Source organism: Microbacterium sp. PI-SA-G (genome assembly GCF_057215335.1).
In genome coordinates, this window is record NZ_CM170103.1 from 1,282,542 (window position 1) to 1,301,561 (window position 19,020).

The window sequence follows — 19,020 nt, forward strand, 5'->3', positions numbered from 1 at the left end:
CTAGGCTGAGATCATGACTGCGAAGACCCGAATCTCGACCGATGCCGCCCCCGCCCCCGCCCACACCTTCTCGCAGGGCGTGCGCAAGGGCCCGTTCGTGCAGGTCTCGGGCCAGGGGCCCGTCGACCCGGTGTCGAACGAGTACCTCTTCCCCGGCGACGTCGCGGCGCAGACCACCCGCACGCTCGAGAATGTGAAGGCCATCGTCGAGGCGTCGGGCGCGACGTTCGACGACGTCGTCATGCTGCGCGTCTACCTGACCAAGCGCGAGGATTTCCCGATCATGAACGACGCGTACGGCGAGTTCGTCAACGCGCACACGACCACCGGTGTGCTGCCGTCGCGCACCACCGTCTTCACCGGACTGCCCCGTGAGGAGATGCTGGTCGAGATCGACGGAATCGCGATCATCGACTGAGTTCCGCGGACTGTCAAGTCCGGGCGACCGTTGCCGTCCCGTTACCTTGTATCCCGTACGATTGTCAAATAGGACACGTTTGATATCCGGGGGGTGAGTGCGTGACCGATCTGATCTCCGCGCAGAACGCGAAGACCGAGTCGTTCAACGACGACGGTACGACGAAGGCATGGACACCTGCCGAGACGTCAGACAGCGCAGAGCCGCCCACGGGCGAGCAGCCGTTGGCGTGGGCGCCCATCGAGCCGAAGCCGAAGAAGCGCCGCCTCGGGCTGTGGATCGGGCTCGGACTCGGCGTGGTGGCTCTCGGAGCCGGCACCGCCTCGGCGTTCCTGATCGCCCCCGGCACCACGGTCGCCGGCATCCCGGTGGGCTGGATGACTCCGGGTGCCGCCGCCGACGCGGTCAATGCCCACCTGGCTTCCACCGAGGTGACGCTGACCGGTGCGGGCGACGGCGCCGTCCTGTCGGGCGCAGACCTCGGTGCCTCGATCGACGCCACGGCCCTGGCCGAGACCGCGTTCGCCGAGCGTCCGATGTGGAACCTCAGCACCTGGATGGGCGAGGCCGTGCCCGGTGAGATCACGTTCGACACCGCTCAGGCAACCAGCGCGCTGCGTGACGCCGTGCCGACCAGCTACGTCGACCCGATCGATGCCGGCGTCGTCTTCGACGCCGCGACCCTCGCTTACACCGTCACGCCGGCCGAGCCGGGCACCGGGATCGACCTCTCCGGTCTCACCGAGGCGTTCACGTCGGCCGTGGCCGGCGGCGCCACCGCGCTCGAGTTTTCGGGCGCACCCGCCGAGGCCCCCGCCGCCGTCTCCGACGACGACGCCGCGGCGATGGCCGCGTCGATGAACACCATGCTCGGCTCCGTGGGCTTCTACATCGGCGAGGAGCGCACCGTTCCGGTCGCGCCCGATGTCGCCGCGACGTGGCTGTCGGTGGTCGACGAAGACGGCCAGCTGAGCATCTCGGCCGACCCGGCCGCGATCCAGGCCACCGTCGACGGTCTCGCCGGAGTCGTGGACCGCGCTCCCGTGACCCAGAAGAACATCGTCGACTCCGCCGGCACCGTCCTGCGCGAGGAGCAGGTCGGGGCCACCGGCCGCTCGGTGGGAGACACCTCCGGCGTCGCCGAGAACTTCGCCCAGCAGCTCGAGGCCGGAAACGGCGTCTTCGCGCTCTCCGTCACCGAGACTCCCTTCGAGGTCGTCTCCCTCGCACGCCGCATCGAGATCGACCTCGGCTCGCAGCGCGCGATGCTCTTCGAGAACGGCAACGTCGTGCAGTCCTGGGCGGTCTCCACCGGCCTCCCCGGAACCCTGACCCCGACGGGCAACTTCAAGGTGTTCGCGCACACCCGCATGCAGGACATGGGCTGCTACCCCAACGCCCCGTACTGCACCGAGGACGTGCCGTGGATCACCTGGTTCACGACCAACATCGGCTTCCACGGCACCTACTGGCACAGCAACTACGGCCAGCGCATGAGCCACGGCTGCGTCAACCTGCCGATCGACCTGGCCAAGTACGTCTACGACTGGTCGCCCGTCGGCCTCGAGGTCCAGGTCTACAACTGACCGACCGGCGCTGAGCACCCGCACTGCGGACAGACGAAGAGGGGCGGATGCCATCCGGCATCCGCCCCTCTCGTGTGTCCGGGTCTCAGCTGAGCGCGTCGATGATCCCGTTCAGGGTCTCGGACGGGCGCATGACCGCCTCGACCAGTGCGGGATCGGGACGGTAGTAGCCGCCGATCTCGGCCGGCGAGCCCTGCACGGCGTTGAGCTCGGAGACGATCTTCTCCTCGTTCTCGGCGAGCGTGGCCGCGATCGGTCCGAACGCCGCCGCGAGGTCGGCGTCCTTCGTCTGCGCCGCGAGCTCCTGGGCCCAGTACAGCCCCAGGTAGAAGTGGCTGCCGCGGTTGTCGATCGTGCCCAGAGCACGGCCCGGCGAGCGGTCCTCCTCGAGGAAGGTGCCGGTCGCGGCGTCGAGCGTCTCGGCCAGCACGCGCGCCTTCTCGTTGCCCATGCGGTCCGCGAAGTGCTCGAGCGACGCCGCCAGCGCGAAGAACTCGCCCAGCGAGTCCCAGCGCAGGTAGTTCTGCTCGACCAGCTGCTGCACGTGCTTGGGGGCCGATCCGCCGGCACCCGTCTCGAACAGTCCGCCACCGGCGAGCAGCGGCACGATCGAGAGCATCTTGGCGCTCGTGCCGACCTCGAGGATCGGGAACAGGTCGGTCAGGTAGTCGCGCAGCACGTTGCCGGTCACCGAGATGGTGTCGAGTCCGTGGCGCATGCGAGCGAGCGTGTACCGCGTGGCCTCCTCGGGCGGGAGGATCGTGAGCGTGAGTCCGTGCGTGTCGAGCAGCGCGAGGCCCTGGTGCACCTTCGCGATGATCTGCGCGTCGTGCGAACGGTTGGCGTCGAGCCAGAACACCGCCGGCGATCCTGAGGCACGGGCGCGCGTGACGGCCAGCTTGACCCAGTCCATCACCGCGATGTGCTTCGTCTGCGTCGCGCGCCAGATGTCACCGGCGCCGACCTCGTGCTCGATCAGGGCGTTGCCCTCGCTGTCGAGGATCTGCACGACACCGTCGGCGGGGATCTCGAACGTCTTGTCGTGGCTGCCGTACTCCTCGGCGGCCTGCGCCATGAGTCCGACGTTGGGCACCGTGCCGATCGTGGCCGGGTCGAGCGGACCGTTCGCGATCACGTCGTCGATCACGGCCTGGTAGACGCTCGCGTACGAGGAGTCGGGGATGACGGCGATCGTGTCGTCTTCTCCCCCGTCGTGGCCCCACAGCTTGCCGCCGTTGCGCACGAGCGCGGGCATCGAGGCGTCGACGATCACGTCGCTGGGCACGTGGAGGTTTGTGATCCCCTTGTCGGAGTTCACGTACGAGACGCGCGGGCCCTCGGCGAGCGCCTTGTCGAACGCCGCCGCGATGTCGGCGCCGTTCGAGATGCCCGCGAGACCGGCGAGGATCGAGCCCAGTCCGTCGTTCGGCGTGAGACCGGCCTCGGCCAGCTGCTCGCCGTACTGCGCGAACACGTCGGCGAAGAACACGCGCACCACGTGGCCGAAGATGATCGGGTCGCTGACCTTCATCATCGTCGCCTTGAGGTGCACCGAGTAGAGCACGTCGTCGGCCTTGGCCTGCTCGAGGGTCTCGGCGAGGAACGCGTCGAGGGCGGGAGCCGACAGGAAGGTCGCGTCGATGATCTCGCGCGGCAGGACCTTCAGGCCGTCCTTCAGCACGGTGACGGTTCCGTCGGTGGCCGTGTGGCGGATGCTGAGCACGTCGTCGCTCGCGGCGACCCACGACTTCTCGTTCGACTTGAAGTCGTCGTGGCCCATGGTGGCGACACGGGTCTTCGACCCCTCGGCGAACGGCTTGTTGCGGTGCGGGTGCTTCTTGGCGTAGTTCTTCACGGCCTGAGGCGCACGGCGGTCGCTGTTGCCCTCGCGCAGGACCGGGTTCACGGCGGAGCCCTTGATGCGGTCGTAGCGGGCGCGGACGTCCTTGTCCTCGAGCGACGACGGGTCGTCGGGGAACGAGGGGATGTCGTATCCCTGCTGCTGAAGCTCGGCGATCGCCGCCTTGAGCTGCGGGATCGAGGCCGAGATGTTCGGCAGCTTGATGATGTTGGCCTCGGGCAGCGTGGCCAGTCCGCCCAGCTCGGCGAGGGAGTCCCCCACCTGCTGCTCCGGCGCGAGCTTCTGGGGGAAGGCGGCGAGGATGCGGCCGGCCAGCGAGATGTCCCGAGTCTCGAATCCGATGCCCGCCTGTCCGCTGAAGGCCTGGATGATCGGGAGGAACGAGGCGGTGGCGAGTGCCGGTGCCTCGTCTGTGTAGGTGTAGATGATGGCGTCGTCGGTCACCGGGAGGTTCTCCGCTCTTGTGGTGGATTTGTCTCGATACCAAGATACCTGAGGACCCTCCGGGTACCCGACGACGAAATGTTCGTGCGATGCGTGTGCCTCCGTGCGGGAGGCGTTAGCCTGAAGGCATGTCCGAACTGCGCATGGTGGAACTCTCCGCTGCGACGATCGTCGCGGTGAACAACCTGTCGCTCAAGCCCGGACAGGAGCAGTTCCTCGCTCCGGTGTCCTACGGCATCGCAGCGACCGTCATCAACCCGCAGACGTCCTGGCAGCGTGTCGTCCTCGACGACGACACCGTCGTCGGATTCGTCAGCGCCAACTTCGACGACGAGGCCCCGGAGGAGCACTTCCGCTCCGTGCTGTGGCGCATCAACGTCGACGCCGACGACCAGGGCCGCGGCGTCGGCCGATTCGCGGTCGAGAGCCTGCTCGACGAGGCGCGCCGTCGCGGCGTCGACCACGTCAACGTCATCTACGAGGCCGGCGACGAGGGCCCCGAGGCCTTCTTCCTGCGCGTCGGGTTCACCCCGGTCGGCGAGACCGAGTACTCCGAGGTCATCGCGCAGATCCGCATCGACTCCTAGGCCGGCGGCGGAACCCGACGATCCTCCCCCGTCGGGCTCCGCCGCTCACCTCGGAAGCGGGCGCTCAGCCGTCGCGGCGCTCTTCCAGCCAGGCGACCTGGCGGAGCCACTGGTGCGTCTGCCCGCCCTCGTGGCCGTTGAAGGCATACACGGCGATGTCGCGGTCCTCGACGCTCAGGTGGTTGTAGGCCGCGAACACGCTCGACGGCAGGACGACGGGGTCCATCAGTGCGACCGAGAACAGCGCCGGCGCCTGGATGCGACGGGCGAAGTTCACTCCGTCGAAGTACGACAGCGTACAGAACACGCGGTCGTCCTGATCCCGGTGCACCGAGAGGTACTTCGTGATCTCGGTGAACGGCTGATCCGGGGTCAGCTGCACGGAGCGACCGAAGTGGCACAGGAACGGCACGTCGGGCAGCACGGAGGCCAGATCCGGGACGAGGCCGCCCACGGCGATGGCGATTCCGCCGCCCTGGCTCCCGCCGGTCACGGCGATCTGATCGGCGGCGACGAACGGCAGCGTCTTCACCGCGTCGATCAGGCGCACGGCGTCGGTGAACACCCGACGGTAGAAGTACGTCGCCGGATCGCTGATCCCGCGGGTCATGAACCCGGGCACCGAACCCTCGGATCCGTGCGGATCGGGCGTGTCGCCGCCGGTCCCCCAGCCGCTGCCCTGGCCGCGCGTGTCCATCAGGACGTGCACGTAGCCGGCCGCGGCCCACTGCAGTCGCTCTCCGGGGAGTCCTCGCCCGCCGTTGTAGCCGATGTACTCGACGACCGTCGGCCGCGGTGCGTCGCCCTGCGGACGCGTGACCCAGGCACGGACCGGCTCGCCCGCGAAACCGGGGAATGTGAGGTCCTCGACGATCAGCTCGCGGATCGGCGTCTGCGCGGGCACGAGCTGCAGCGCTCCGCCGATCGCTCTGGTCTCGGCCAGCGTGCCCTGCCAGAAGGCGTCGAAGTCCTCGGGCTCGATGACGTCGGGCCGGAACTCGCGGAGTTGATCCAGGGGCAGGTCGGTCAGGGGCATGCGTTCTCCTCGACGGGCGATGGTGCGGAATCTCGCTCGACTGTACCGGTTCTTGCTCCCTCGATATGTTGCCTCTCACCACAAAAAGCTTGCGCTCGGGAGCAGGCGGTGCCTATCATCGCTCAGAGGCGCCAGCGAAGCGCTTCGACGATCAGTCCCGAACGATGACGATGGAGTCTCGATGAGCACGATCCATGAGGTGGCGAATGCCGCCGGCGTGTCGATCAGCACCGTCTCCTACGCCCTCAGCGGCAAGCGCCCCGTCTCGGAGAAGACCCGCAAGCGCATCGAAGACGCCGTGAGCGCGCTGGGCTACGAGCCCGACGCCGGCGCCCGCATGCTCGCCGGGCGCCGCACGCACATCTTCGCCCTGACCGAGCCGTTGCGTGCCGACACGCACGCCCCCACCCACATGGCGTTCGTCCTCGCCACGTCCGTGGCCGCACGCCGACGCGGCTACGACATCCTGCTCCTCACCGACGAGCAGGCGTCGGAGGGCATGAACCGGGTGGCGGCGAGCAACCTCGTCGATGCGATCCTGGTGCTCGACGTCGCTCCCGACGACGAGCGCGGGGCCATCGCCCGGTCGGTCCGGACGCCGACGGTGTTCATCGGCCTGCCCGACGATCAGAGCGGTCTCACGTGCGTCGACCTCGACTTCGAGGCGGCCGGCCATCTGGCCGTCGACCATCTCGCCGACGCCGGCCACACGCGCATCACCCTGCTCGGGCAGACCGAGGTCTCGTACCGCAAGTCGAACTTCCCCCGGCGTCTGCTGCACGGCGTGCAGGACCGTTCAGTCGAGCGCGGCGTCGCGCTCGACTGGGTGACGACCGGCTCCGTCGTCACCGACGTCGCCTCCGTCCGCACGGCCGCCGAGGTCGCCCTCGACCGCGGCGACCGCGCCTTCATCGTGCACGCCGTCAACGACGTGCACGAGGCCCTGCTCGCGGTGCTCGCCGAACGCGGCCTCCGCCTCGGCGAGGACGTGTCGGCGATCTCGGCCGCGGCATCCTTCGACACGTCCACTCTGTCGGCGCCCATCGACACGATCCCCCTGGTGCCGCAGCAGTCGTGCGAGCTCGCTGTCGAGCTCGCGGTCCGCCATCTCGAAGAGGCGAACCTCCCTCCGCAGATCCACCTCATCCCTCCCGAATACCGCTCCGCAGGATCCGTCGTCCCCAGGCGGGGATGACGCATCCGGCGGAGAACGCGTCAGCGTCTCGTTTATCGAAACGCTTCGACGATGCACCACCCCACAACTGAACACCCGACCCAGTGAAGTGTCCGGCCCTCCGGGGCCACGAGAAAGGAGTGCCGACGATGGCACGCACCACCCGCAGGACGAAGGCGATGACCCTGATGGGCGCGCTCACCGCGACCGGACTCGCCCTGAGCGGCTGCGCCGCCGGCTCAGCAGACGAAGGCGGCGACGGCCAGACCCTCAAGCTCTGGCACTACGAGGGCGCCGACAGCGCGATGGGCAAGGCCTGGGCCGAGGCCATCTCGATCTTCGAGGAGGAGACCGGCGCGACGGTCGAGTTCGAGGAGAAGTCGTTCGAGCAGATCCAGAAGACCGCCAGTCAGGTGCTCGACACCGACGCCGCACCCGACCTCATGGAGTTCAACAAGGGCAACGCGACGGCCGGCTTCCTCGCGTCGACCGGGCTGATCACCGACATCTCCGACGCCGTCGAGGAATACGGCTGGGACGACAAGCTCGCCCCCTCGCTGCAGACCACGGCGAAGTACAGCGACGACGGCGTCATGGGCGGCGAGACCTGGTTCGGCGTGCCGAACTACGGAGAGTTCGTCGGCGTCTACTACAACGAAGACGCCTTCGCGGCGGCGGGCCTGGAGATCCCCACCACCTACGACGAGTTCGTCGACGTGCTCGACGCGTTCGTCGCCCAGGGCATCACGCCGCTCGCCGAGGCCGGCGCCGAGTACCCGTTGGGCCAGCTCTGGTACCAGCTGGCGCTGCTCGAGGGCGACCGCGGATTCGTCGACGACTACCAGCTCTACAAGGAGCCGGTCGACTGGGAGGGCTCCGAGGTCACTTCGGCCACCGAGACCCTGATGGAGTACGTCGACAAGGGATACATCGCCTCCGACGTCTCGTCGATCAAGGCCGAGGACGCGGGCGTCTCGTTCATCAACGGAACCTCGCCGATCTTCGTCTCGGGCTCCTGGTGGTTCGGTCGCTTCGTCACCGAGGCCACCGGCTTCGAGTGGTCGATGACCGCCTTCCCCGGTGCCGACCTCTCGCTCGGCTCTTCGGGCAACCTCTGGGTCGTCCCCGAGAACGCCGCGAACAAGGAGCTCGCCTACGAGTTCATCGACATCACGATGCGTCCCGAGATCCAGGCGATCATCGGCAACAACGGCGGCCTGCCCGTCGCCGCCGACACGGCCGACATCACCGATGAGAAGAGCGCCGAGCTCATCTCGACATTCAACGGCGTGCTCGAGGCCGACGGACTGGCGTTCTACCCGGACTGGCCCACCCCCGGCTTCTACGACGTCCTCGTGCAGGAGCTGCAGGGACTGATCACGGGCGCACAGGACCCGAAGACGACCAACACCAACCTCGGCGAGCAGTACGACGAGGGCACCTCGGAATACCGCTGATCCGCGTGGGGGCGGTTCGGACTCCGCGCCGCCCCCACCCTCTCCCGGAGGAGAACATGTCACTCGCCACACGTCAGGGCCGCACCAAGCTGCCGCCCGAAGAACCCTCGATCCCGCAGCGCACCGGTGGCACCGGCGCGTACTGGCTGTATCTGCTGCCCGGCTTCGCGCTGCTGCTCGTCGTCGTCATCGTGCCGCTCATCTGGAACGTGTACCTCACCTTCACGAAGTGGAAGGGCGTGCGCACGCCGGAGTTCATCGGACTCGAGAACTGGCAGAAAATCCTCACCGACACCGACTTCTGGACCTCCTTCACCAACTCGGTGTGGATGATCCTGGCGATGGTGGTCGTTCCCACGATCGTCGGTCTCCTGGTCGCCGCGCTGCTGTTCGACGTCGTCGGACGCAAGTTCGGCGGCAAGGTCGGGAGCTTCCTGCGGGCCACCTACTACCTGCCGCAGATCCTCCCGATCGCGGTGGCCGGCATCGTGATCGGCTGGATCGTCCGCCCCGGCGGCGACGGCGCCCTCAACCAGATCCTCGGAGCCTTCGGCATTCCCGCCTACGACTGGCTGGGCCAGATGCCCTCCGCTCTCATCGTGCTGATGGTCGTCATGGTGTGGGTACAGCTCGGCTACCCGGTCGTCGTGTTCATGGCGGCGCTGCAGCGGGTCGACCCCGAGCTCTATGAAGCCGCCGAACTCGACGGCGCCAACTGGCGCCAGCGCTTCACCGCGATCACGATGAGCATCATCCGTCCGGAGATCTTCGTCGTGACGCTGACCTGCACGATCGCGGCGCTCAAGGTGTTCGGCCCCGTCTACATCATCACGCGCGGCGGACCGGCGGGCGCGACCCTCGTGCCGGCGTACTACGCGTATCAGGAGTTCTTCACCAAGCGGAACGTCGGCTACGGCGCGACGATCGCCACGGTACTCACGATCGTCGTGGTCATCGTGTCGATCATCTTCATCCGCGTGCAGAACTCGCTCGAGCGAAAAGAAAGGGCGGGGCTGTGATGCACGCCACCACCGCGATCGTGACCGGCAAGCCTGTGAAGACCCGCCCGCGCGGCGGCATGACCAAGAAGCGCCCCGTGGACTGGCTGCTTCTCGCCCTCGTCGCCGTGGGTGCGCTGCTGGTCATCGCGCCGTTCTACCTGGTACTGGTCAACTCCTTCAAGTCCCCCGTCGACTACGCCACCTCCGGACCGTTGGCTTTTCCGGAGACGCTCGACTTCGGCGGCATCATCAAGTTCTGGGAGCGGGTCAACTTCCCCGAGAAGGTCTGGAACTCGCTCTTCATCGCCGGCGTCGTCTCGGTGCTCGCGGTCGCGATCTCGATGCTGAACGCCTTCGCGATCGGCATCGGGCGCATCCGCGGGCGCTCCTGGATCGTGCTGCTGTTCCTGATGGCCAACCTGCTGCCGCAGGAGGCGCTCCTCTACCCGCTGTACTACATGTTCAAATCCGTCGGCCTGTACGACAACGTGTGGGCGGTGATCATCGTGTTCACGGTGATCCAGGCCGCGTTCGGCACCTACCTGCTGTCCTCGGTGTACGGCACCTTCCCGAAGGAGATCCTCGAGGCCGCCTCGCTGGACGGCGCCACCCGCTGGCAGATCCTGTGGCGGGTGATCTTCCCGATCAGCCGCCCGACGCTCTCGGTGCTCCTGATCTTCTTCTTCATCTGGACGTGGAACGAGTTCCTCATCCCGTTGACGTTCCTCGCCTCCAACGCCAACCAGACCGTCCCGGTCGCGATCAGCGTGCTGCAGGGCGACCGGCTGATGGACGTCACCACCACGAGTGCGTCGGCCCTGCTGGGCATCATCCCCACGCTCATCTTCTTCCTCATCTTCCAGCGCACCCTCACCCGGGGCATCACGGCAGGAGCAGTCAAGTAATGAAGTTCACCGACGGGTTCTGGCAGCTGCGACCGGGGGTCACCGCGCTCTACGCGCAGGAGGCCTACGACATCGCAGAGACCGACGACACCCCCGACGGCCCCGGGCTGGTCATCACGGCCCCGACGATGGTGATCGCCAAGCGCGGCGACATCCTCAACCGCCCGGTGCTGACGACCACCCTCTCCTCCCCCGCCGAAGGCGTGATCCGGGTGCGCATCGCCCACCACACCGGGCACCGCTGGCACGGCGGCTTCACGCTGCCGGGCGCGGGCGGCTCGGCCGCATCCGCCTCGACCTCTCTCTCGGGCGGCGTGCTGGATGCGGGGTCTCTGGTCGCCCGCATCACGCCGGGAGCGCCCTGGGACCTCTCGTTCGAGATCGACGGACGCCGGGTGACGGGCAGCGGACACAAGGCGCAGGGCTACATCCAGCTCGCCGACGGCGCACAGGTCGATTCCGGGGTCGTCTCCAACGCCCGCCAGGGGGGCGGCGCACCCGCCGCATCCGCGTTCGTCCATGAGCAGCTCGACCTCGGCGTCGGCGAGCACATCTACGGGCTCGGCGAGCGCTTCGGACCGCTGGTCAAGAACGGGCAGACGGTCGAGGTGTGGAACGCCGATGGCGGCACCTCGAGCGAGCAGGCGTACAAGAACGTCCCCTTCCATCTCTCGGATCGCGGCTACGGCGTGCTGGTCAACGATGCGGGACACGTGTCGTACGAGGTCGGATCCGAATCCGTCGAACGCGTGCAGTTCTCGGTGTCGGGCGAGGTGCTGGAGTACTTCGTGATCGCCGGCCCCACACCGAAGGAGGTGCTCGGACGCTACACCGCCCTCACCGGTCGCCCGCCCGTCGTGCCGGCCTGGTCGTACGGCCTCTGGCTGTCGACGAGCTTCACGACCGACTACGACGAGCAGACCGTGAACTCGTTCATCGACGAGATGGCCGCGCGCGAGCTGCCCGTCTCGGTGTTCCACTTCGACTGCTTCTGGATGCGCGAGTTCAACTGGTGCGACTTCGAGTGGGACCCCCGCGTGTTCCCCGACCCCGAGGGCATGCTGGGGCGCCTGCACGCCAAGGACCTCCGCGTCTGCGTGTGGATCAACCCCTACATCGCCCAGCGCTCCCCACTGTTCCGCGAAGCCGCCGACCGGGGTTTCCTGGTGCAGCGTGCCGACGGCTCGGTGTGGCAGTGGGATCTGTGGCAGGCGGGCATGGGGCTGGTCGACTTCACCAACCCCGACGCGACCGCCTGGTATCAGTCCAAGCTCCGCGCTCTCATCGCGCAGGGCGTGGACTGCTTCAAGACCGACTTCGGCGAGCGCATCCCCACCGACGTGGTCTGGGCAGACGGCGCCGACCCGGAGCGGATGCACAACCTCTACACCGAGCTCTACAACCGGGCCGTGTTCGACGTGCTCACCGACGCGCGCGGCGAGGGCGACGCGGTGCTCTTCGCGCGATCGGCGACGGCGGGCGGGCAGAGCATGCCGGTGCACTGGGGCGGCGACTCCACCTCGACGTTCCCGTCGATGGCCGAGACGCTGCGCGGAGGACTGTCGCTCGCGCTGAGCGGGTTCGCATTCTGGAGCCATGACATCGGCGGCTTCGAGGGCACGCCCGACCCGGCGGTGTTCAAACGCTGGACGGCGTTCGGCATGCTCGGCTCGCACTCGCGCTTCCACGGGTCGAGCTCGTACCGCGTGCCGTGGGCCTTCGACGAGGAGGCCGTCGAGGTGACGCGGCGCTTCACGCACCTGAAGATGCGGCTGATGCCGTACCTGTACCAGCAGGGGCTCGACGCCGCCGCGACCGGAGTGCCGCTGATGCGCCCCATGGCTCTGGAGTTCCCCGACGATCCGGCGACCGCGCATCTCGATCGGCAGTACATGCTGGGATCCGACCTGCTGGTCGCCCCGGTGTTCTCGGCCGAGGGCACGGTGGACTTCTACCTGCCGTCGGGCGAGTGGACGTCGCTGCTCACGGGCGAGACGGTGACCGGTGGCTCATGGCGGCGCGAGACGCACGGCTTCGACTCGCTGCCGCTGTACGTGCGACCCGGCGCCGTGATCCCGTGGGGCGCCCGTGTGGACCGGCCCGACTACGACTACCATGACGGGTTGCAGCTCCGTGTCTTCACGGGCGGCACCGGCAGCGCCGCCCTCACCGTGACCAACCCCGACGGGCGCTCCGAGACCTACACCGTCGACCTCGAGGAGATCACCGGATGACCACCCACCCCACCTCGCTCGACGACTACCGGGGCTCCGGCCTCGTCTTCCCCGAGGGCTTCACGTTCGGATCGGCCACCGCGTCGTACCAGATCGAGGGAGCAGCGTCTGAGGACGGACGCACGCCGTCGATCTGGGACACGTTCAGCAAGACGCCAGGCCGCGTCTGGAACGGCGACACCGGTGACGTGGCGTGCGACCACTACCACCGCGTCGACGAGGACCTCGACCTGATGAAGGACCTCGGGCTGCAGGCGTATCGCTTCTCGATCGCGTGGCCGCGCATCGTCCCCACCGCATCGGGCGAGGTGAATCAGGCGGGCATCGACTTCTACTCGCGGCTCGTCGACGGGCTGCTCGCGCGCGGTATCAGTCCTGTCGCGACGCTGTATCACTGGGACCTGCCGCAGTACCTCGAGGACGCCGGGGGCTGGACGGCTCGCGCCACGACCGACGCGTTCGAGCGCTACGCCGAGATCATGGGCACGGCGCTCGGCGATCGCGTGCACACGTGGACCACGCTCAACGAGCCCTGGTGCTCGGCGTACCTCGGCTACGGGCAGGGCGGCCACGCGCCGGGGCGGCACGAACCGGCCTCCGCGCTGTCGGCGGTGCACCACCTGAACCTCGCCCACGGGCGCGCGATCCAGGCGCTGCGGGCGACGTCGACCGGCGACCCGGAATACTCGGTGACGCTGAACTTCCACGTGCTGCGGGGTCAGGGCGACGGGGCCGACGAGGCCATGCGCCGCATCGACGCCCTCGCGAACCGTGCGTTCACGGGCCCGATGCTGCGCGGCGAATACCCGGCGGACCTGCTCGAGGACACGGCATCCGTCACCGACTGGGCGTTCGTGCAGGAGGGCGACCTCGCGACGATCCATCAGCCGATCGACGTGCTGGGCGTGAACTACTACTCGACCGCGACCGTACGGATGTGGGACGGCGTCTCACCGAAGCAGCGGAACGACGGGCACAAGGGCACCGAGGGCGGCACGGCGTGGCCGGGCAGCGACGCGGTGGTGGAATTCGTCGAGCAGCCCGGACCGTACACCGCGATGGGGTGGAACATCGCCCCCGAGGGTCTGGAGGAACTGCTCGTCTCGCTGTCGGAGCAGTTCCCCGAGCAGGCGCTGATGGTGACCGAGAACGGTGCGGCGTTCGACGACGAGGTCGCCGACGACGGCTCGGTGCCCGACCCCGAGCGCACGGACTACCTGCGGCGCCACTTCACCGCCGCGCACCGGGCGATGGAGCGCGGGGTCGACCTGCGCGGATACTTCGTCTGGTCGCTGCTCGACAACTTCGAGTGGGGCTACGGCTATGCCAAGCGGTTCGGGATCGTGCGCGTGGACTTCGACACGCTCGAGCGCACCGTGAAGGACTCGGGCCATTGGTACCGCGAGCTCACCCGCACGCGCACCCTGCCCGCGTCCTGACGAACCGCCGAGACTGAGAGGCGCGACTCAGGCCTTGTCGCGGGGCTTGCGGCCGCGGTTCGTCCACGCAGTGAGGGCGGATGCCGCGGCCCCCGCCGCCCGGTCGAAGGCCTCGGCCGACCGCGCCAGCACGTCCTGCGCGGCATCCTGCCAACCGGGACCCGAGGTGACCTCGCCCGCGGTCGCCCGGGCGGCGTGTTCGGCCACGTCGAGCGCGGTCGCGAGCTGCGACACGGCATCGCGATACGCCGAGAACTCCGCCGGAGTCGGCCGATCGCCCGCATCGCGCCGCAGATCGTTCGCCCGCTCCGCCGCGCGCAGGTACGCCGCCGTCGCGGGCTGCTTGACGTCGGTCATCGACGGATAGGCGATCTGGCGCGCGAGGTCGGTCTCGTACAGCATCCATCGCGCCACCACGGCCTCGTGCTCGGCGCGCAGTCGCTCGAGCGGACGCGGCTCCGACGACGACGGGATCGCGGTCCGTGCGGCGTGCAGCCGGGCCTGGCGCGCGCGGATGTCGGCGGTCGCGGCCCTGACGTCGAGCTCGGTATCGCGCAGCCTCCGCCGCGCGCTGGCCACCTGCTCCGGAGTCGCGCGGCGTGCGGCCCGCTCGGCCACGGCCTGGGCGACCTCGGCGCGGGCCGTCTTCACCGCGGCGCGCTTCTCGGCGATGGCGGTCCGGGCGCGCTTGAGGTCGTGCTGCGCCGCGTCGACGGCGATGCGGCGCCCGCTCTTCCGCGAGCGCCGACGCAGCCCGATCGCTCCGGCTGTCACGCCGCCGGCGGCGACCGGCGCGGTCCACCAGAACTCGGCCAGCAGCAGCAACGGATCCATACTCCGATGCTACTCACGCCACGCCGCCCGCGCTCCGGTCTCGGATGCGGACGGCGCGGCGCGGACGGCGCGATGCCGGCTAGACCAGCGTCTCCTGCCATGCCGCGTGCAGCTGGGCGAACTTGCCCGTGCCGCCGATGAGCGCGGCGGGGGTGTCGTCTTCGATGATCCGTCCGTGCTCCATCACCAGCACCCGATCGGCGATCGCGACGGTCGAGAGACGGTGCGCGATGATGATCGCGGTGCGGTCCTTGAGCAGCGTCTGCAGCGCCTCCTGGATCAGCCGCTCCGACGGGATGTCGAGCGACGCGGTGGCCTCGTCGAGAATGAGCACCGCGGGGTCGGCGAGGAACGCCCGGGCGAACGAGATCAGCTGACGCTGCCCCGCCGACACCCGGCCTCCGCGCTTGTTGACGTCGGACGCGTATCCGTCGGGCAGCGCCGAGATGAAGTCGTGCGCGCCGACCGCCCGTGCGGCCGCCGTGATCTCCTCGAGCGTTGCGTCGGGCTTGCCGAGTGCGATGTTGTCGGCGACCGTGCCACTGAACAGGTAGGCCTCCTGCGTCACCATCACGATGGCGCGACGCAGGTCCTTCGGATGCAGCGAACGCAGGTCGATGCCGTCGAGCTTCACCTCGCCCCGCGACGGGTCGTAGAACCGTGAGATGAGCTTGGCCAGTGTGGACTTGCCCGCACCGGTCGTGCCCACGAGCGCGATGGTCTGCCCGGCGGGGATGTCGAGCGAGAAGTTCGGCAGGATGACCTTCTGCTCCGAGTACCCGAACGTCACCTCGTCGAACTCGACATGGCCCCGCGATTCCCAGAGGTCGACCGGCTTCTCGGGATCCGGAACGGTCGGCACCTCCTCGAGCACGCCCGACACCTTCTCCAGCGCCGCGGTGGCGGACTGGTAGGAGTTGAGGAACATCGCGATCTCCTGCATCGGCGCGAAGAAGTTGCGCACGTATAGCACGGCCGACAACAGCACGCCGACCGTCAGAGCGCCCTCCGAGACGCGGATGCCGCCCCACAGCACGACGATGCCCAGTGTCAGGGCGGCGACACCCATCAGCCCGGGCTCGAACGTGCCGAACAGCACCATCGACCGACGGTTCACGTCGCGGTAGTCCCCGGCGACTTTCTGGAAGGTGTCGTCGTTGCGCGGCTCCTTACGGAACGCCTTGACGGCGCGGATGCCGGTCATCGTCTCGACGAACTGCACGATCACCTTCGCGCTGATGACGCGCGACTCGCGATATACCAGCTGCGAACGCGAGTAGAACCAGCGCATCAGGAAGAACAGCGGGATGCCGCCGATCGCGAGGATCAGCCCTGACTGCCAGTCCCAGATGCACAGCGCGATGAAGGTGAACAGGCCGAACAGCACACCCGAGACGAGCTCGTTCAGGCCCCCGTCGAGCAGCTCCTTGATCGAGTCGAGGTCGCTGGTCTGACGCGAGATGATGCGGCCAGACGTGTACGACTCGTGGAACTCGAGGCTGAGTCGCTGCGTGTGCAGGAAGATGCGCTTGCGGAGGTCGAGCAGCACCGCCTGGGTCAGTCGCGCGGCGATCATGACGTACCAGGCGATGAGCACCGCGGCGAAGAGCCCGGCGACCAGGTAGATGCCGCCGATCATGAACGTCGGCATCCAGTCGGCCTCCAGCGCGGCGGGCAGCGCCCGGTCGAGCCCGATGCTGATGAGGATGGGGCCCGCGACCTGCAGCGCGGTCGAGACGATCAGCACCGCCGCGGCGAGGATGATCTGGGCGCGCAGCGGCGTGACCAGCGATCCGAGCAGACGCAGCGAGCGCCGCCGGATGGCCTTGCTCTCCTCCGGGGTGTAGCTGGAGCGGTCCTCGTCCTGGGTTCCGGTGATCGCGAAGCTCATGAGGGCACCTCCTTCGACTCGATGTCGGACTCTCTGATGATGGGGATGGCCCCCGTGCGCGCGGCTTCCTCGGCCTCGAGGCTCGAGATCACGTAGCGGTAGTGGCGGCTGGTGCGCAGCAGTTCGCTGTGCGTGCCCACCGCGGTGATGCGGCCGGCCTCGAGCAGCGCGACGCGGTCGGCGAGCGCGACGGTCGACGGTCGATGCGCGACGATCATGGCGGTCGTCTCGGCAAGCACCCGGCGCAGGGCCTCCTCGACGAGCGCCTCGGTGTCGACGTCGAGCGCCGACAGCGGGTCATCCAGCACGAGCACCTGGGGTGCGGCGGCCACGGCACGAGCCAGGGCGAGACGCTGACGCTGACCGCCCGACAGGCTCAGGCCCTCCTCGCCGATGATCGTGTCGACGCCCTCGGGGAGCGCGTCGACGAAGCCGGCCTGGGCGACCTCGAGCGCCTCGCGCATCACACGCTCACCCTCGGGGCTGTGCACGTCGAGCTCCGCGCGTCCGAGCAGCACGTTCTCCCGGACGGATGCCGAGAACAACGTCGCGTCCTCGAAGGCCATGGCGATGTGTCGTCGCAGCTCGGCGAGCGGCAGGTCGCGCACGTCGACGCCGTCGAGCGTCACCCGACCGCCGGTCACGTCGTACAGACGCGTCGGCAGGGTCGTCAGCGTGGTCTTGCCGCTGCCGGTCAGACCGACCAGCGCCATGGTCTCGCCCGGGCGCAGCACCAGATCGATGCCGTCGAGCAGGTCGCGCTCGTGGTCTCCGGCGTCCTGGTAGCGGAAGTGCGCGTTCTCGAACACGAGCTCCCCGCGCGGCTCGGCGATGTGCACCGGGTGCTCGGGGTCAGAGATCGAGTTCGTCTCGGAGAAGATGTCGAACACGCGGTCGGTCGCCGTGCGGGCATCGAGCATGAACGAGAACAGGAAGCCGATCGACTCGATCGGCCAGCGCAGCACAGTGGCCATCGCGAAGAAGGCGAACAGCTCGGGCAGCTCGATCTCACCCTGGGAGATCAGCCAGATCCCCGACATCAGGCTCAGGCCGAAGGCGATCTGCGGCATCAGGTCGAGCCAGAACCAGATCGACGAGATCGCGCCGGCCTTGCTCATCTCGGTCTCACGCAGCGTTTCGGCCTGACGGCTGAAGCGGCTGAGCGCGTGCTTGCCGCGTCCGAAGGCCTTCAGCACACGGATGCCGTGCACGCTCTCCTCGACGCTGGTGGCGAGGTCGCCGGCCTGGTCCTGGCTGCGGCGCGTGAGGGCGCCGTAGCGCTTCTCGAACAGGTAGCCGCGGACCCACAGCGGGATCGCCGTGACGAGGAAGATCGTGCCGAGCAGCCAGTGCCAGCGGAACAGCAGGGCGGCGCCGATGATGATGGTCAGGACGTTGACCACCAGCAGCACCAGACCGAACGCGAGCCAGCGGCGGATGAGGCCGATGTCCTGCATCATGCGGCTGAGCAGCTGGCCGGACTGCCAGCGGTCGTGGAACGAGACCGGCAGCGTCTGCAGGCGCGAGTACAGCGTCGTCCGCATCTGGTACTCGACCTCGGTGGCCGGGTTCAGCACGAACCAGCGACGCAGCCACACCATGGCGGCTTCACCGAGGGCGAGGCCGAACACAGCGGCGGCACCCCAGGCGATGGCGCTGAAGTCGCCGGTCTGCACCGGGCCGCGGATGATCTGCTCGAGCACGATCGGGATCATCAGGGCGATGATGGCGGCGATGAGCGCGCTGCAGGCGCCCCCGACCAGGCGCCAGATGACCGGCCGGACGAAGGGCTTGAGCCGCCACAGTGCGGCAGCGGTGGACAGGGATGACTCGGTTTTCTGCGGGGAAGGCGAGGAAGACATGTCTCTCAGATGAGTTTCGATACGGCGTGCGATGACGTGAGAACGGGGGATGCCGAGACGAGCCGGGCATCCCGAGGGGAGCGCGACCTGCGTGATCGATGCGGCGAGTGAGTGAGCGACGGCGTGCCGCGCGGGGGCGGCGAGGAGTGTGTGGGGCGCTACGGGAGCGCGGGCACCGGGGCCGAGCCGAGAGCTGCGATCGTCACGACGGAGATCGTGGTCATGTTGTCCTCCTCAGGGGCTCGGCGACGTCGCCCGGTCGGCGCGACAGCCCACCAGCCTATGTCTGTG

14 protein-coding genes are annotated in these 19,020 nt (G+C 68.5%); 9 read left to right on the forward strand and 5 right to left on the reverse strand.

Annotated elements, in window-relative coordinates:
- The first annotated feature begins 13 nt into the window (after positions 1-13).
- Both AC2D10_RS06320 and AC2D10_RS06325 read left to right on the forward strand, forming a co-directional pair.
- Positions 14-418 carry a RidA family protein gene (locus tag AC2D10_RS06320; protein WP_484711164.1) on the forward strand — a complete coding sequence of 135 codons (405 nt, stop codon included), beginning with the start codon at positions 14-16 and terminating at the stop codon, positions 416-418.
- Positions 419-519: 101 nt separating this feature from the next.
- The gene (locus tag AC2D10_RS06325; protein ID WP_484711165.1) at positions 520-2,004 is read left to right on the forward strand and encodes a L,D-transpeptidase family protein; all 1,485 of its coding nucleotides are present in this window, start codon (positions 520-522) and stop codon (positions 2,002-2,004) included.
- 85 nt (positions 2,005-2,089) lie between these two features.
- Here the strand turns inward: AC2D10_RS06325 and AC2D10_RS06330 are convergent, their stop codons facing one another.
- Positions 2,090-4,309 carry an NADP-dependent isocitrate dehydrogenase gene (locus tag AC2D10_RS06330; RefSeq protein ID WP_484711166.1) on the reverse strand — a complete coding sequence of 740 codons (2,220 nt, stop codon included), beginning with the start codon at positions 4,307-4,309 and terminating at the stop codon, positions 2,090-2,092.
- 128 nt (positions 4,310-4,437) lie between these two features.
- Between AC2D10_RS06330 and AC2D10_RS06335 the strand changes: the two genes are divergently transcribed.
- Positions 4,438-4,896: a GNAT family N-acetyltransferase gene (locus AC2D10_RS06335; RefSeq protein WP_484711167.1), complete on the forward strand. Its 459-nt coding sequence runs from the start codon at positions 4,438-4,440 to the stop codon at positions 4,894-4,896.
- A gap of 64 nt (positions 4,897-4,960) precedes the next feature.
- Here AC2D10_RS06335 and AC2D10_RS06340 read toward each other — a convergent pair whose 3' ends face one another.
- Complete coding sequence (locus tag AC2D10_RS06340) at positions 4,961-5,932, reverse strand: acetylxylan esterase (RefSeq protein ID WP_484711168.1); 972 nt, start codon at positions 5,930-5,932, stop codon at positions 4,961-4,963.
- Between the two features lie 181 nt (positions 5,933-6,113).
- Here AC2D10_RS06340 and AC2D10_RS06345 point away from each other — a divergent pair, with 181 nt between their 5' ends.
- The 6 genes from AC2D10_RS06345 (at position 6,114) to AC2D10_RS06370 (ending at position 14,142) form a co-directional block, all read left to right on the forward strand.
- Positions 6,114-7,127, forward strand: a complete 1,014-nt coding sequence (locus AC2D10_RS06345) for a LacI family DNA-binding transcriptional regulator (protein ID WP_484711169.1) — start codon at positions 6,114-6,116, stop codon at positions 7,125-7,127.
- A gap of 128 nt (positions 7,128-7,255) precedes the next feature.
- Complete coding sequence (locus AC2D10_RS06350) at positions 7,256-8,563, forward strand: ABC transporter substrate-binding protein (RefSeq protein WP_484711170.1); 1,308 nt, start codon at positions 7,256-7,258, stop codon at positions 8,561-8,563.
- Between the two features lie 56 nt (positions 8,564-8,619).
- Positions 8,620-9,582 (forward strand): carbohydrate ABC transporter permease, encoded by a 963-nt coding sequence (locus AC2D10_RS06355; RefSeq protein WP_484711171.1) that lies wholly within the window; start codon positions 8,620-8,622, stop codon positions 9,580-9,582.
- Positions 9,582-10,469, forward strand: a complete 888-nt coding sequence (locus AC2D10_RS06360) for a carbohydrate ABC transporter permease (protein WP_484711822.1) — start codon at positions 9,582-9,584, stop codon at positions 10,467-10,469. Before AC2D10_RS06355 ends, AC2D10_RS06360 begins: the two co-directional genes overlap by 1 nt.
- Positions 10,469-12,703: an alpha-xylosidase gene (gene yicI / locus AC2D10_RS06365; RefSeq protein WP_484711172.1), complete on the forward strand. Its 2,235-nt coding sequence runs from the start codon at positions 10,469-10,471 to the stop codon at positions 12,701-12,703. Before AC2D10_RS06360 ends, yicI begins: the two co-directional genes overlap by 1 nt.
- Positions 12,700-14,142 (forward strand): GH1 family beta-glucosidase, encoded by a 1,443-nt coding sequence (locus AC2D10_RS06370; protein ID WP_484711173.1) that lies wholly within the window; start codon positions 12,700-12,702, stop codon positions 14,140-14,142. Before yicI ends, AC2D10_RS06370 begins: the two co-directional genes overlap by 4 nt.
- A gap of 27 nt (positions 14,143-14,169) precedes the next feature.
- On the opposite strand, the gene AC2D10_RS06375 is transcribed toward AC2D10_RS06370, so the two are convergent.
- The 3 genes from AC2D10_RS06375 to AC2D10_RS06385 form a co-directional block, all read right to left on the reverse strand.
- Entirely contained in the window at positions 14,170-14,976 is an 807-nt protein-coding gene (locus tag AC2D10_RS06375; RefSeq protein WP_484711174.1) for a hypothetical protein, read from the reverse strand.
- A 79-nt stretch (positions 14,977-15,055) separates the two neighbouring features.
- Positions 15,056-16,867: an ABC transporter ATP-binding protein gene (locus AC2D10_RS06380; protein ID WP_484711175.1), complete on the reverse strand. Its 1,812-nt coding sequence runs from the start codon at positions 16,865-16,867 to the stop codon at positions 15,056-15,058.
- Entirely contained in the window at positions 16,864-18,729 is a 1,866-nt protein-coding gene (locus AC2D10_RS06385; RefSeq protein WP_484711176.1) for an ABC transporter ATP-binding protein, read from the reverse strand. Before AC2D10_RS06385 ends, AC2D10_RS06380 begins: the two co-directional genes overlap by 4 nt.
- Positions 18,730-19,020: the final 291 nt, after the last annotated feature.